Origin of the sequence: Lysinibacillus sp. NPDC059133, from assembly GCF_042755925.1 — a bacterium.
GTDB lineage: Bacteria > Bacillota > Bacilli > Bacillales_A > Planococcaceae > Lysinibacillus.
This window is the reverse complement of sequence record NZ_JBHZDH010000022.1, coordinates 35439-50717: the sequence shown is the minus strand read 5'-3', so window position 1 is coordinate 50717 and position 15279 is coordinate 35439. Positions and strand designations below refer to the sequence as shown.

At 38.7% G+C, this 15279-nt stretch carries 12 protein-coding genes and 1 riboswitch; of the genes, 6 read left to right on the top strand and 6 right to left on the bottom strand.

The features are described 5' to 3' along the window. Positions 1-20: 20 nt before the first annotated feature. Both ACFXN8_RS13485 and ACFXN8_RS13480 read right to left on the bottom strand, forming a co-directional pair. Positions 21-1550: a CoA-acylating methylmalonate-semialdehyde dehydrogenase gene (locus tag ACFXN8_RS13485; protein ID WP_386845714.1), complete on the bottom strand. Its 1530-nt coding sequence runs from the start codon at positions 1548-1550 to the stop codon at positions 21-23. A 24-nt stretch (positions 1551-1574) separates the two neighbouring features. After that, positions 1575-2984 carry an amino acid permease gene (locus ACFXN8_RS13480; RefSeq protein ID WP_376075076.1) on the bottom strand — a complete coding sequence of 470 codons (1410 nt, stop codon included), beginning with the start codon at positions 2982-2984 and terminating at the stop codon, positions 1575-1577. 356 nt (positions 2985-3340) lie between these two features. Between ACFXN8_RS13480 and ACFXN8_RS13475 the strand changes: the two genes are divergently transcribed. After that, positions 3341-4909, top strand: coding sequence for a PucR family transcriptional regulator (locus ACFXN8_RS13475; protein ID WP_386845712.1), 1569 nt, complete (start codon positions 3341-3343; stop codon positions 4907-4909). An 87-nt stretch (positions 4910-4996) separates the two neighbouring features. Here ACFXN8_RS13475 and ACFXN8_RS13470 read toward each other — a convergent pair whose 3' ends face one another. Next, a complete protein-coding gene (locus ACFXN8_RS13470) occupies positions 4997-5791 on the bottom strand; it encodes a carbon-nitrogen family hydrolase (protein ID WP_386845710.1) in 795 nt (264 codons plus the stop codon). A gap of 82 nt (positions 5792-5873) precedes the next feature. Then, on the bottom strand, positions 5874-6668 hold the full coding sequence (locus ACFXN8_RS13465) for a PhzF family phenazine biosynthesis protein (RefSeq protein WP_386845708.1): 795 nt from the start codon (positions 6666-6668) through the stop codon (positions 5874-5876). A 138-nt stretch (positions 6669-6806) separates the two neighbouring features. Between ACFXN8_RS13465 and ACFXN8_RS13460 the strand changes: the two genes are divergently transcribed. The 5 genes from ACFXN8_RS13460 to ACFXN8_RS13440 all read left to right on the top strand — a co-directional run bounded on the left by ACFXN8_RS13460 (position 6807) and on the right by ACFXN8_RS13440 (position 12210). After that, entirely contained in the window at positions 6807-7976 is a 1170-nt protein-coding gene (locus ACFXN8_RS13460; RefSeq protein ID WP_386845706.1) for a pyridoxal phosphate-dependent aminotransferase, read from the top strand. Positions 7977-8214: 238 nt separating this feature from the next. Further along, positions 8215-8320, top strand: a riboswitch (SAM riboswitch). Positions 8321-8408: 88 nt separating this feature from the next. After that, on the top strand, positions 8409-9242 hold the full coding sequence (locus ACFXN8_RS13455; RefSeq protein ID WP_386845704.1) for a MetQ/NlpA family ABC transporter substrate-binding protein: 834 nt from the start codon (positions 8409-8411) through the stop codon (positions 9240-9242). A 104-nt stretch (positions 9243-9346) separates the two neighbouring features. Further along, entirely contained in the window at positions 9347-10372 is a 1026-nt protein-coding gene (locus ACFXN8_RS13450; protein WP_386845702.1) for a methionine ABC transporter ATP-binding protein, read from the top strand. Then, the gene (locus tag ACFXN8_RS13445; RefSeq protein ID WP_386845700.1) at positions 10365-11036 is read left to right on the top strand and encodes a methionine ABC transporter permease; all 672 of its coding nucleotides are present in this window, start codon (positions 10365-10367) and stop codon (positions 11034-11036) included. Before ACFXN8_RS13450 ends, ACFXN8_RS13445 begins: the two co-directional genes overlap by 8 nt. 13 nt (positions 11037-11049) lie before the next feature. After that, positions 11050-12210, top strand: a complete 1161-nt coding sequence (locus tag ACFXN8_RS13440; protein ID WP_386845698.1) for an alpha-hydroxy acid oxidase — start codon at positions 11050-11052, stop codon at positions 12208-12210. A 509-nt stretch (positions 12211-12719) separates the two neighbouring features. Here the strand turns inward: ACFXN8_RS13440 and ACFXN8_RS13435 are convergent. Then, entirely contained in the window at positions 12720-13919 is a 1200-nt protein-coding gene (locus ACFXN8_RS13435) for a glycine C-acetyltransferase (protein ID WP_386845696.1), read from the bottom strand. 59 nt (positions 13920-13978) lie between these two features. Next, entirely contained in the window at positions 13979-15055 is a 1077-nt protein-coding gene (locus ACFXN8_RS13430) for a nucleotide kinase (RefSeq protein WP_386845694.1), read from the bottom strand. Positions 15056-15279 lie beyond the last annotated feature (224 nt).

Here is a 15279-nt window from a genome sequence, read left to right as displayed (position 1 = left end):
ATACACCCCTTTATGTTTTTTCACTTATTCGCATCGTTATTGCTTGGGAACGCAAATGAACTTGTCGTATCCTCTGTTTCATCTGGCCAGCGTTCAGAAATCGTTTTTGCTTTCGTAAAGAATCGTGCTTGGTCTGGTCCAAACATATGCCCTTCGCCAAACTTAGAGCGCTTCCATCCGCCAAAATTGTGATAGCCAACCGGAATTGGAATCGGAACATTAACGCCTACCATTCCTACTTCAATTTCTTCCTGGAATTTACGCGCCGCCGAACCGCTGCTCGTAAACATCGTGACACCATTCCCAAATTCATGGTCATTAATTAAATCAATAGCTTCTTGTAAGGTTTCAACGCCTACAACAATACGCGCAGGACCAAAAACCTCCTCTTTAAAAATAGTCATTTCTGGAGTTATATTATTTAACAATGTCGGACCCAGATAGAAGCCTTTAGATGTTTCACATATTTTTGGATTTCGGCCGTCCGTTACAAGATTTGCTCCTTCCGCAATAGCACCATCGATATATCGAAGAATGGTATCTTTTGATTGTTGCGTAATAACTGGGCCAAAGTCTACCTCCTCGTCTGTATATGGACCAACCTTTAATTTCAAGATTTTCTCTTTTAATATTTCTGTAAAGCGTTGTTCCGTATCTTTCCCAACGACGATCGCTCCTGAAATGGCCATACAACGTTGAGAAGCCGCTCCATATGCTGCACCTAAAAAGGCATTAGCCGTTTGCTCTAGATTTGCATCTGGCATGACAATCATAAAGTTCTTCCCGCCACCAAACGCAGCGACACGTTTATTGTGCTTCGTCCCTGTTTGGTAAATATACTCCGCAACAGGTGTGGATCCAACAAATGAAATTGCTTGTATCTCTTTATTTTCTAGCAGTTCATTGACCGCCTCTTTATCGCCATTAACGACTGTCCAAATTCCATCTGGCAGTCCTGCCTCTTTCCATAACTTACTTAAAAATAATGCTGAGATCGGCACACGCTCAGACGGCTTTAAAATAACTGCATTTCCTACCGCAACCGCCATACTTGTAATCGCCAGTGGTACCATAACAGGGAAATTAAATGGCGCAATGGTTGCCACAACTCCAAGTGGGGCTTTTGCAGAGAAGGCATTAATATTGCCGCCTACATTAACCGAGTATTCCCCCTTCAGCATTTGCGGGGCACTTATTGCCATATCTACGGATTCAATGCCACGAACAATTTCGCCCTTAGCGTCTTCCTTTGTTTTCCCACTTTCCTCACAAATCGCTTCAATCAGCTCATCCTGTCTTTCTACTAATAACTGACGGAAACGATGCAAAACCTCGACTCGTTTACCAATCGATGTCTTTTTCCATGATGGGAAAGCTGCCTTCGCTAGCTGGATAGCTTGCTTCACCTCATCTCTAGTCGCTAACGGAACTTGCGCAATGACCTCACCTGTTGTTGGGTTATAAACTTCCGAGTAACGACCACTAGTACCGGCTGTTTCAACACCATTAATAAAATGTGATAACGTTTTCATTTTTTGCTGAACTGTCATAATTTCCCCACTCCTCGTTTATTGTTATTCAAAATCCAATTTTTCCTTTTGAAAAATAGAACTTGCTTCATCTACTGGGTTAGGTGACTTTTTCTTTTGTGTAACTAAATAGAAAATCATCACTACTGCCACTACTACACATGTAAATAAAATTTGTGAGCGCATCGATTCAATAAAGAACATAGCGACTAGCAAAGCTGTGATAACCAATATTGTGAAATACGTTAAATATGGGAATAACCACATTTTCACTTTTAATAACTCGGGATTTTCTTTCTCAATTTTCCGTCGCATTTTTAATTGTGAAAAAGCAATGATTAAGTAAAGAATCAACGTGATTGCACTACATGAACTAAGTAAAAACATAAATACTTTATCTGGTGAAACATAGTTCATGATAACGGCAATATAAGAGAAGAATGTCGCTGTTAATATGGCATTAACAGGTGCTCCCTTTTTATTTAATTTCAAAAATGCTTTTGGGGCCTCCCCCTTCTCCGCTAAAGAAAATACCATTCGAGATGTAGCGTAAAGCGCGGAGTTTAAGCACGATAAAACCGCTGTTAAAACAACAAAATTCATGATTTGTGCAGCTGCGGGAATACCGATATAATCCAACACTGCTACATAGGGACTTGTTAAAATATCTGAGGAATGCCAAGGTAATAATGTGACAACTACCGTTATCGATCCCACGTAGAAAATCAAAATACGCCAAGTAATTGAATTTGTAGCTTTTGTCACCGCTGCTAACGGTTCGTCAGATTCCCCTGCTGCAATAGCAACAATCTCCGTGCCCATAAAGGAGAAAATAACAATGACTACGCCCATCAAGACAGCACCAAAACCATTTGGTAAAAAGCCACCCTCACCGATTAAATTGGCAGTACCTACCGCATCAAAATTAGGTGCGATACCGAAAATAATAAATGCACCAAGTGCCAAAAAAGCTATAATACTTGTAACTTTAATAAGAGAGAACCAATACTCAAATTCACCAAAAGCTTTTACGGAAACAACATTTGTTAAAGTAAGTGCTACGGTTAATAAAAGACTTAGTAGCCATAAAGGGATCCCATCATACCAATATTGAATAATCGCAGCTGCTGCCGTTGCCTCTAAAGCAATGGCGACAACCCAGAAAAACCAATATAACCAGCCAATCATAAAACCAGCCCACGGACCAATTGCTTCATGTGCATAATGCGCAAAAGATCCACTTGTTGGATTGACAGCTGCCATTTCTCCAAGCATTCGCATGACAAGAATAACGATAATACCCGCAAATATATAAGATAAAATTGCGCCAGGGCCGGCTAAGTTAATCACTGAGCCACTCCCCATAAATAGACCGGCTCCGATAACCCCTGCAATAGCGATCATCGTCATATGCCTTTTCTTTAACCCTCTTTGTAAATGCGTCTGTTGCTCCATATCAGCCCACCTCTTTTATTAGATTGGAATACCGCTTACAAAAATTTTACATGTTACATAGAAACGAAGTAATAGACAAACTGTAAAATTCTATACATTTGTTTTAAACATAATGTAAAATAGACTAAACATTCTTAAAATATGATATTTCAGTTTATTTAAGCAAAAACAACACATCAATAAGAAATTAAGAAAAAGGTCTATGATCAATTATGCCTCGGCATAATTGCGTCCGGAATCGGCTTTGTGCTTGCACAAAGAACTCCTTTCCGATTTCCTTGACATCCGCCGGAGGCAACTTATTTCAGCGGATGTTTGTACACCCGCTGAAATAAGTTAAAAGGAAGGGGGATAAAATGAGTCAATTTAAGCTTCAAGTGAAGGATGTATTAGAAAACACATACTTCCAAAGTGCGGAGGTCGTAGCTGGTGAAGAAGGATTATTACGCATTGTAAAGTGGGCCCATGTCATTGAAATTATACAAGTAGATAATTTTCTAGCTGGTGATGAATTAGTTTTAACAACAGGGATAAGCCTTCAGCACAGCATAGAGAACTTTATCTTTTTCGTAGAATCCTTAATCCAAAAAAATTGCGCGGCATTGTGCATTGAATACGGGACTTCCATACAGACCATCCCGGAAGTAATTGTAGCCCTTGCTAACCGTCACAGCTTCCCTATTATCGTTTTTCATGACACGGTTCCTTTCGTCCGTATTACACAAGATTTACATAGTCAAATTATGAATCAACAATATTTAATGATCTCTACTTTAGAATCCTACTCTCAAACATTAAATAAAAATGCTCTATTAGGGCAAACTGCAGAAGAAATTTTACAAAATATGTATCATGAATTGAAGACACAAATTATCTTTTCTATTAAAGGTCGAGAGCCTATCTTTTTTCCAAAGATGCCGCATCATAAGCGCCAACAACTAGTAACGATGAAAAAATCAGCACCCGTATTTAAAAATGAACCAATCTTTATTTTTGACCAGCATTATGCAGATTTAACGCTCTATAGAGAGGATGGTCTATTCTCAGAGTTCGAATTACTTATTTTAGACCGTACAGCTACTGCCCTGGCACAGTTGTTAATGAGAGAATTTTATATCGAAGAGAAAAGGGACATTGAGGATGCCTCTATTTTAGCGGATTGGATCGATCAAAAACTATCGAAAGAAGAAATCTATAAATTTATCGTCACCTATCATTCTAACTATAAGCTTTCTAGCGGGGCTGTTTTTATTTTAGCAACTCCTAATGCAGTCTCTAAGGTACAAGAGGATATTGTCTACAGTAAGCTCTACTATCGAAATCTTTTTGAGCAAAATGGATTTATACCATTTTTATGTGAAAGAAAAAGTTATGTCATTTTTATTTTACTCCATACGAAAGATAGTAAATCGAGTCGCGAATTATTAAATACATTAGTTTCTTCCGTTCAGAAAACTGATTTTTATAAAAAACAAATGGTTCAAGGGTATCAAATAGCCATTGGCAAAGTCGTTGCAGACGTAGAGGAAATACCGAAGAGCTATCAAACTGCACTCGAAACATTGTATATTTGCAGTAAAGTACAAACAACATCTTATTTTTATGATGATTTACATCTGTATCACCTCATCTATAAATTACAGATGCAAGTAAATTTACAGGAAGTGATTCAAGATTATTTGCAGCCCGTTATTGAATACGACAAAAAATATAACAGTAAGCTATTAGAAACCTTGCAAGTATACTTACAAACGAACGGCTCCAAACAACAAACTGCCAACCAACTGTTCATCGTCCGTCAAACGCTCTACCATCGTTTAAAAAAGCTTGAAAGTCTCTTAGGGGAAAATTTCATGAAGGGACATAATCGGATTACGCTTGAATTTATGTTGCTTGCTAATTCTTTAATTGAGGATAAAAACTAAAATACTTTGCTTTTGCGGGGTTTATCGGTGGTGTTGATTGGTTAGCACGCTCAAGGTTGCTTTGTTCCTTGAGCGTGCTATCAGATTTTAATTTTCGGTAACTACTCCGCTATATAATCCTGGTCTGCGGTCGTCATAAACTGGAATTCTACCTCGTACTTCATCGACAATCGAGAAGTCCACGTCAATGACAGCGACTTCTTCATCCTCTGCGCCAACCCAAAGCACTTCACCCCATGGTTGAATAATCATTGATTGACCATTGAAGTTTTCTACCTTTCTAGAAATACGATTAACAGCGATCACAAAGCATTGATTTTCAATGGCACGTGCTTGCAACAATGTTTTCCAATGGTCGATACGTGGTGTCGGCCATTGCGCCGGTACGAACAATACCTTTGCTCCCTCTAAGGCGTGAGCACGTAGCCATTCTGGGAAGCGAATATCATAGCAAATCACGCCTGCAGCCTCGATATCACCTAGGGCAAAGCGATTCATTTCATCGCCTGCTTCTAAATATAAATGCTCGTCCATCAAACGGAAAAGATGTGCCTTGTTATATTCACCTACTAACTCACCATTGTTATCAAACGTATACATCGTGTTGTAAAATTTATCGCCCTTCTTCGTTGAAACAGAGCCACCAACAATATGTACGCCAAGCTCTTTCGCTAAATCTGATAAAAATGCTTTCGAACGTTCTCCATCCACATCTGCAAGCTCTGGTAATTTTTCAAGTGCATAGCCTGAATTCCACATTTCCGGTAGTACAATAATTTCTGCACCTTGTTTTGCCGCTTCACGAATCTTGTCCTCAGCGCGAGCAAAATTTTCTTCTACTTTGCCAAAGCCTACGTTTAATTGAATACAACCAATCTTCATTACTATTCCTCCTCTAGACAGTACTGTTCTGTATTTATACTACAATAAATCAACCTTACTTCCATGGTTTAAGCTCAAATATTTAGATTAATATTTCACCACTTAATACTTGAACTGCCGAACCCGCAATAGCCACATCTTTTATTTTCGGTGTAACGTACAATAGCCCACCACGTTTTGAAAGCTGTTTGCTCACAATGCTTTCTTTTGATAACTTTTCACACCAGTAAGGTCCTAACGCACCATGAGTGGAACCATTTACATGGTCTTCATCAATACCCTGTGCTGGAGAAAAGAATCTTGAGACAATATCAATCCCCTCATCTTTAGAACGGCTTGTAATACAAACACCACGTACCGGGAACTGTTTCATCGCATGAAAATCAGCTTTGAAATCTGCAATATACTCTTCGTGACTTAGCTCCACTATATAATCCAATTCTGTTTTCCCGACATATGTTGGTTTCACACCAAGCCATTCTTCAAGCTCCAAAGGACATTCAATCTTTTCTAACCGATACTTTTGAATTGTTATTTCAACTAGTTCATTCAACCAAATTGCTTGCAAAGGGCCGCTTACAGTCTGGAATGTAATCGAAGAATTGACGGGTACAATTCCTTGTTTCCAAAGTAAAAAAGCGCTAGCGATTGTTCCATGTCCACAAATCGGTATTTCCTTTGCTGGTGTAAACCATCTAAGAAAAAAATCATGCTCCTTCTTTTGGACAAAAGCTGTTGTTGGTACGGGAATCTCCTGAGCAATTTTCTGCATGGTCGACTCAGGTATTGTTGAATCAAGTAAACAGACTGCTGCGGGATTTCCCTTGTAAAGTTCTGTAGTAAAAGCATTGACGATAAAATATGAGACTTTGTTCAATTTTTTCACCTCATAAATATAATCGGGTCTCTTTTAGTTTTTAGTTAACTGAAAAGACTCTAGACATTTAGTAAAAAAAGTAATACTATTTGCTTCATATCTTTAATAATTATTATATTCTGAAAAAGGTGAACATGGATGGAATTCTCAAAAAAACTACAGCAACTTCCAACTCAATTTTTTGCAGCACTTGTGCAAAAAGTAAACACTGCTCTAGCTGAAGGGCGTGATGTTATTAATCTTGGTCAAGGTAATCCTGACCAACCCACTCCTTCACACATTATTAAAGCATTACAGGAGGCAGCAGAAAATCCTCAAAATCATAAATACTCTCCATTTCGTGGCATAGCAGAATTACGCCAAGCAGCAGCAAACTTCTACAAACGTGAATACAATGTTGACATTGATCCTGACACAGAAGTAGCTATTCTCGGTGGTACGAAAATTGGTCTTGTTGAGTTACCGTTAGCCGTTTTAAACCCCGGGGATACTATGCTATTACCCGATCCTGGATATCCAGATTACTTATCAGGTGTCGTATTAGGCGATGTTAATTTTGAAGTCATGCCTCTTTTTGCAGAAAATCATTTCCTGCCCGATTATAATGCTTTATCCGATGCAGTAAAAGAAAAGGCAAAGCTGCTTTACTTGAATTACCCGAATAATCCAACTGGCGGTACTGCAACACTTGAATTTTTCGAGGACACAGTACGCTTTGCAAAAGAGCACAACATTATCGTAGCACATGATTTTGCCTACGGAGCGATTGGATTTGACGGCAATAAACCTATCAGCTTCCTCCAAGCTGACGGTGCAAAAGATGTCGGTATCGAAATGTATACATTATCCAAAACGTATAATATGGCAGGCTGGCGCATTGGTTTTGCAGTTGGTAACCCCGATATTGTTGCAGCCATTAACCTTATTCAAGATCATCTATTTTGTAGTCAATTCCCCGCAGTGCAACAAGCGGCGGCAGTTGCACTTACCGCTTCACAGAGTTGCACTGACAAGTTAAGAGCAACTTATGAGCGTCGACGAAATGTCCTGATCGAAGAAGCTCAGCGAATTGGTTGGCAAGTAGCGGCACCAAGAGGCTCTTTCTTTGCATGGCTCCCTGTTCCATTAGGTTTTACGAGTGAACAATTTGCCGATTTATTGCTCGACAAGGCTGATATCGCAGTAGCTGCAGGCAATGGCTTCGGTCAATATGGTGAAGGCTATGTACGGGTTGGTTTACTTGTTAGCGAAGACCGCTTACGTGAAGCGATTAGCAGAATTGAAAAATTAAACTTATTTAGCTCATAAACATTTCAATCCCCCTACTTGAGTAGACTCTACCCGAAAAACTGTTCCATTAGCACAAACTTGCTATGGGAACAGTTTTTTATTTCACTATCTTTTTTTGTTGCTCCAACCCTACTTCTAGCGGATTCTTTTTCAACTAAATATTATAATAAAATAAAAAATTTTAAAAATTCGATTGACTTACTATATTCTATAATTTATATTAGTTCTATCGGATTTACAAAAAAATATTATAAATCTCTTATCAAGAGTAGCTGAGGGACTGGCCCTATGAAGCTCGGCAACCTCCTTTTTTTAAGGAAGGTGCTAAATCCTGCAAACGATCATCGTTTGATAGATAAGAGAGGACGTTTTTTCATGAGCCTCTCTTAGTTTATAAGAGAGTTTTTTTTATTTTTAACTACCGATAAAACAACTTTGGAGGTATGTTTCATGAAAAAGAAAAACAAATTTTTATTAGGTTTAGCGAGTCTCACATTAGTAGCAGCATTAGTAGGCTGCGGTACTAAAGAAGACAGTAAAGATAGTCAAGATAAGGCTATTAATGAAAATAAAATTGTAGTGGGTGTGACTTCTGGTCCACACGAACAAATTGCAGAGGTTGTTGCAAAAGTTGCCAAAGAAAATGGCTTAGAGGTTGAACTAAAAACTTTCTCTGATTATGTTTTACCAAATACATCGTTAGCCGAGGGTGATCTTGATGTAAATAGTTATCAACACAAGCCATTCCTCGATGCATTTAACAAAGATCACAAAACAGATTTAGTGCCAGTAGGAAAAACAATTTTAAATCCTATGGGCATATACTCTGAGAAATATAAATCATTCGATGAGGTTCCTGATGGTGCAACATTCGGGTTACCAAATGATCCAACGAACGGGGCTCGTGCTCTATTTGTCCTTCAAGAGGCAGGCATCATTAAATTAAAAGAAGGTGCAGACTTAACAGCATCTATTCGCGATGTCGAAGAAAACAAAAGGAATTTTAAATTCATTGAATTAGAAGCTGCACAAATTCCGAAGCAGCTTAGTGAAGTAGATGTAGCAGCTATTAATACGAACTTCGCTCTTGATGCTGGCATTAATCCTAAAAAAGATTCAATCCTTTTAGAGTCTACTGACTCTCCTTATGTGAATTACATTGCAGTCCGTGCTGAAAACGAAGACGACCCAACAATCAAAAAGTTCGTTGAAGCTTATCAATCTGATGAAGTACGCAAATTTATTGAAGAAGAATTCAAAGGTTCTGTTATTCCGGGCTGGTAATTGACGATTAAGGACCTTTCATACAATCGAGAATCTGCGAGACTCCTACGGAAAACTAGCAGATTCTTGCTTTATAGAAGGGCTTAGAAAGGAGATATCACAGTATGATTCAATTAGAAAATATAACAAAAGAATTTAAAACTAAAAAAGATATCGTCAAAGCAGTAGATGGTATTAACTTGCATGTTAAAAAAGGTGAAATTCATGGAGTTATTGGCTACAGTGGTGCAGGAAAAAGTACCCTTATACGCTGTGTCAACTTATTAGAGCGTCCAACAACAGGAAAAGTATTGATCGACAATGTAGATATTACTTCCCTTTCTCTAAACGACCTTCGCAAAACACGTCAAAAAATCGGGATGATCTTCCAGCATTTTAATCTCTTGAAAACAGCGACTGTTTACAACAATATCGCGGTACCATTAAAACTTCTAGGCTATAACGACTCTGAAGTGAAAAACCGCGTTGCAAAATATGCAGAAATTGTTGGCCTAACAGAGAAATTAGATAGCTACCCTAGTCAGCTTTCTGGGGGGCAAAAGCAACGTGTCGCTATTGCACGTGCTCTTGCCCAAGAGCCTGAGATTTTGCTCAGTGATGAAGCGACAAGTGCTCTCGATCCTGAAACAACTGACGCTATTCTTGAGCTTCTCTTGAAAATTAATCGTGAGCTGGGCATCACTATTTTACTCATTACACATGAAATGAATGTTATTCAAAAAATTTGCGATGATGTATCCGTTCTTGAATCAGGGACAGTTGTGGAATATGGCTCTGCTATAGAGCTATTTTCGAAGCCTCAGCATCCAACGACACGAAAATTTTTAAATACCATTTCTCAACGTAATTTATCTCCTTCCCTTATCGAGCAATTAAATGTTTCGGGAAGTGTTATTCGTTTAACATTCCTTGGCGAAAGTACCGGGAAACCTTTACTTGCAGAAGTGAGCAAAGTTTATGATGTACAACCAAATATTTTAACAGCCAATATCATTGAATTAAAAAACGGCATTGTCGGTAATATTGTCGTGCATCTACACGGTGAGGCATATATCGTAGAAAAAGCACTTAAATATTTTACAGAAAATGGGGTAAGCGTTGAGGAATTAGGAGGCGAATTATATGAATAGCATTCAAAGCTTCTTTGCAGATTGGTCAGATGTTATCGGGAAATCCATTATCGAAACGTTCCAAATGGTCGGGATTTCATTATTCTTTTCTATTTTAATCGGGATCCCTTTAGGGCTTTTAATCGTTTTAACTCGTCCGGGACAATCGTTTGAAAATAAATTTCTCTATCAATTTTTCAATTTATTTATTAATATTATTCGCTCGGTACCGTTCATTATTTTACTATTCTTCATTTTACCGTTCACAAAGATAATCGTTGGCACAACTATTGGTGTAAAAGGTGTTATTGTGCCGCTTGTTGTTTATACAGCACCTTACATTGCGCGACTTATGGAAACGGCACTTTTGGAAGTTGATCCAGGTGTTGTGGAAGCTTATACAGCAATGGGTATTAAACGTCGTCACATCATTTGGAATGTCTTACTACGTGAGGCTCGCCCATCCATTATTTTAGGCTTAACAATTGCCACAATCGGTCTGATAGGAGCAACAGCAATGGCAGGAATGGTTGGTGCTGGGGGTTTAGGTGATCTCGCATACCGTTACGGTCATTTACGCTATGAGGTCGATGTGATGTATGCGACAGTGTTTATCTTAATCATCCTTGTTCAGATTATTCAATCAATAGGTAACCGCTTTGCTGTGAAACTAAAGAAAGATTAGTAGGAGGATTACGATGACAAAGACAACACCTAGCGATCTACTGTTAAAAAATATAAATGCACAGGCCCCCTTCCCTATTTGCTTTGCAGATTTAGAAAAGGCAGTTGCAGAAAAAATGGAAGCTGGTCCGTTTGGCTATATCCGTTCAGGTGCTGGGGGTGAGCAAACATTACGAAATAACCGCGCAGCCTTTGAAAAATACTCTATTATTCCACGCTTTTTACAGGATGTTTCAAGTATTGATACATCGATTGAGCTGTTCGGAAAAGTACATCCAACGCCATTCTTATTTGCTCCTGTTGGCATGAACAAAATGGCACATGACGAAGGAGAGCTTGCCGTTGCACGTGCAGCTGATCAGTTAAAAATTCCTTATATTCAAAGTACAGTTTCAAGCTATGCACTTGAGGATGTGGCACAAACAGCTCCCACTGCTACTAAATGGTTTCAATTATATTGGTCAACAAATGAGGAAATTGCCTATAGTATGGCCGCTCGAGCCGAGGCTGCTGGTTTTGAGGCTATTGTTTTAACTGTAGATACAGTCATGCTTGGCTGGCGTGAAGAAGATGTTCGCAATCAGTTTTCGCCATTAAAGCTTGGATATGCACGAGGAAACTATATGAATGACCCCGTTTTTACCGCTTCCTTACCAGATGATTCATTTGAGTCATATGTACAGGGCGTGTTGCAAAATATTTTCCACCCGACATTAAATTGGGAAAATGTACGTGAATTAAAGCGCCGTTCTAATCTCCCTATTTTACTAAAGGGGATCTTACATCCTGAAGACGCAAAACTAGCTATAGAAAACGGCATTGACGGTATTATCGTATCAAACCATGGTGGTCGCCAACTGGATGGCGTAATTGGTTCACTTGATGCTCTTCCTGACATTGTGAAAGCTGTAAAAAGACGAATTCCTGTTATTTTAGATAGCGGTGTGTATCGTGGTATGGATGCTCTTAAGGCACTCGCTTTAGGAGCAGATGCTGTTGCCATTGGTCGTCCCTTCGTCTACGGACTTGCATTAGAAGGACAGCAAGGAGTCGAAAAAGTAATGACGAATTTATATGATGAATTAAAAGTCTCTATCGCTTTAGCGGGGGCAATATCTATAAAGGGACTACGTGATATCACATTGGTGAAAGAAGATGGAGTCGATAGTAAATGAAACAAGTAGTTAGAACCAAAACATTTGTAGCTGACGCTTCGCTTTCGCTACCAAAACATTTACTGAAAGAAGTAAAAAATGATATCGCTGTTGTTTGAGTAAGAGCAGCTTTAAAAATATTTCTTAGAAACAAATACAAAAAGACCAGGATCTCAGCAATAAAGTGAGCCCTGGTCTTTTCGCGAAAGTGAATCTTACTAATCATTTTTGCTCTTAGTTTTAGATTCTATTAATTAGTACGATTAAGTCTAATAAAAGTTACAGTAATTATTAAAAAAATATATTTTTTATTTAAAGGGTTTAAAAGTAATGCCTAAACTTATGTTTTTAGACGCCGTCAATTAGGGCTTTTTAGTGATGATGAGAGATTTATCGGAATAAATTTGTGTTTTATCGGAACAATTTCAGATTTTATCGGAATGTTTCATCATTTTATCGGATCATTTATAAAATTCACTTTAATGCTAATGTTAAAAAGGGCTACCTCACTATTGAGGCAGCCCAATTTTTTATTGAATAACGCCTAGCTCACGGCCGACTTTTTCATAGATTGCTAGAGCGTCGTCCAGCATTTCTTTTGTATGTGCCGCTGTAGGCATGTTACGAACACGTCCTGTGCCTTTTGGAACCGTTGGGAAAACGATGGATTTAGCGTAGACGCCTTCTTCAAATAGGCGACGTGAAAATTCCTGTGTAAGCTTTTCATCACCAATAATACATGGTGTAATTGGCGTTTCAGATGCACCAATATTAAAGCCAAGCTTAGCAAGACCCGCTTTTAGATAATCGCCATTGTCCCAAAGCTTATCGTGAAGCTCTGTTGAGTCAATCAGCATTTGCACTGCCGCTGTAATTGCAGCAACATCACCTGGTGGTAATGCTGTTGAGAATAAAAATGGACGAGAACGCACTTTTAGCCAGTCAATTAAATTTTTCTTACCTGCTACATATCCACCAACAACACCAATTGCTTTAGAAAGTGTACCAATTTGGAAGTCAATTTCTTTTTCTAAACCGAAATGCTTCACAGTGCCCTTTCCTTTACCGGTTACACCTGATCCGTGCGCATCATCGACATATGTTATTAAATCAAACTCTTTCGCAATCTCAACGATTTCTGGTAATTTTGCAATATCACCGTCCATTGAGAATACGCCATCCGTAATAACCATGATTTTATTGTATAAGCCTGATTCTGTTGCTTCCTTTGCCTTTGCACGTAAATCGTCCATATCTGAGTGATTATAGGCAATGATTTTCGCACGTGATAAACGACAGCCATCGATAATCGATGCATGGTTTAATTGGTCCGAAAGAATCGCATCATTTTTATCCATAACAGCTGAAATAGCTGCCATATTACAGTTAAAACCTGATTGGTAAGAGATCGCTGCCTCTGTTCCTTTAAATTCAGCAAGCTTTTCCTCTAATTTTACGTGTAAATCAAGTGTGCCGTTAATCGTACGGACTGCTCCAGCCCCCACACCGTATGTCTCAATTGTTTCTTTGGCAATACGCTTTAAATCTTCATTCGTTGCTAAGCCAAGATAGTTGTTTGAGGATAGATTAATTAGATTTTTGCCACGTACCTGAATAATGGGACCGTTTGCTCCCTCTACTGGATCAATTTCATTGTATAAGCCTTGTTCATGTAAGTTTTGTAGGTTTTCATCTAAAAATGCATTCAATACTTTTGACAAGCGTATCATCCTTTCCTAGGAAAACTGTTTCTAGCTCCTAGTGTAGCATAAGCATGTTATAAGAAAAATTACTTTGTTAATCTTTCGAATAGTGGGGCAGTTTTTTCTCGCCAAAGAGATGACGATAGACAATTATCTATTAATCGACGGACTGTATACTCCGCTTCCGCATAACGCTTCGAATAACCCATTGCATCCTGCATTGCTTCTTTATACTTTGCGCGAATATCTTCAATTTGAGCTTCTGCATCCTGTGAAATTGCGCAATGTTTCCCTATATCGAAAATTTCATCCCCTAGTCTGCCGTCCTGTGGATCAAAGATATGAGGCTCCGTACTATCAAAGATGCAGAAATTTAATTCCGGGATAATAACCATATCAACAGAGTTTGCATCCAAGCCACACCAAATAATTTGTGCATCGAGCCCTCTCGCATTGGCTTCATCCGCTAAACCTTTCATTAACGAAGATTTACCTGTGCCTGGTTTTCCTTTGATCATCAATCTTCGAGCTACATTTTTCGTTATACTATCTACTGTATTTTCGGCCCCTCTCGGCGTTAATGTTCCGAGTAAGCGATGTGTGCGCATACCTGTTTTGTTTAAGACAATCGATTGGAAAACATCTGTCTTTAAATGTTCTACCTGGTCATTTAATGCCTCCCAGTTCATACAGCTCTGTGTGACTACTTCCCAATCATCATGAATCTCTATAGCTTTAGTAAGCGACGAAATACACTTCACACGCCATGACTCTCGTTCGGTCATCGTATTAGCAAGCTGTTCACCAACCTTTTCAAGCTGGATTTCTTCTAAGCAATCATAAAATGACATCACCCGATGCTTTGTGCCAAGAAAAGTCGGTTCAATCCCCCACTCCGATGACCATACAAATAATCGATTACAGCCTTGCACATACACTGCCTCTACAACATCCTCCAACAAAGCATGCTTAAACCATTCCACCGCAAAGCCCTGCTTCACATAAAAATACCCAAGCTCTTTAAGAAGCTCAGATCCTTTAAACGTCGGTGCACCCTGCAAAATATAAACTAATTCTGCCTCATCCATCATTTCTTTATATAAATGTTTAATTCCTTGCCCAGTCAGTGCGTGTCCATAATAATAGGTCACATTTCCGTTCAATTTCGATCCCCCTTTATCTTATGCCTTGCATTATATGAAGGAACCTTTAAAAAAATGAAGAGCTACTTTTATTTTTTACAAATAAAAGTAGCTTCCTATTTAATAGAATATCTATCCCACTAGAATACTGGCATTAATAAACTTTCCAAATGAACCCTGTAGTTCCGAGGTTAGTATAAATAATGGACACGTAAAAGCGAGCAATGATAGTCATAATTTCACTA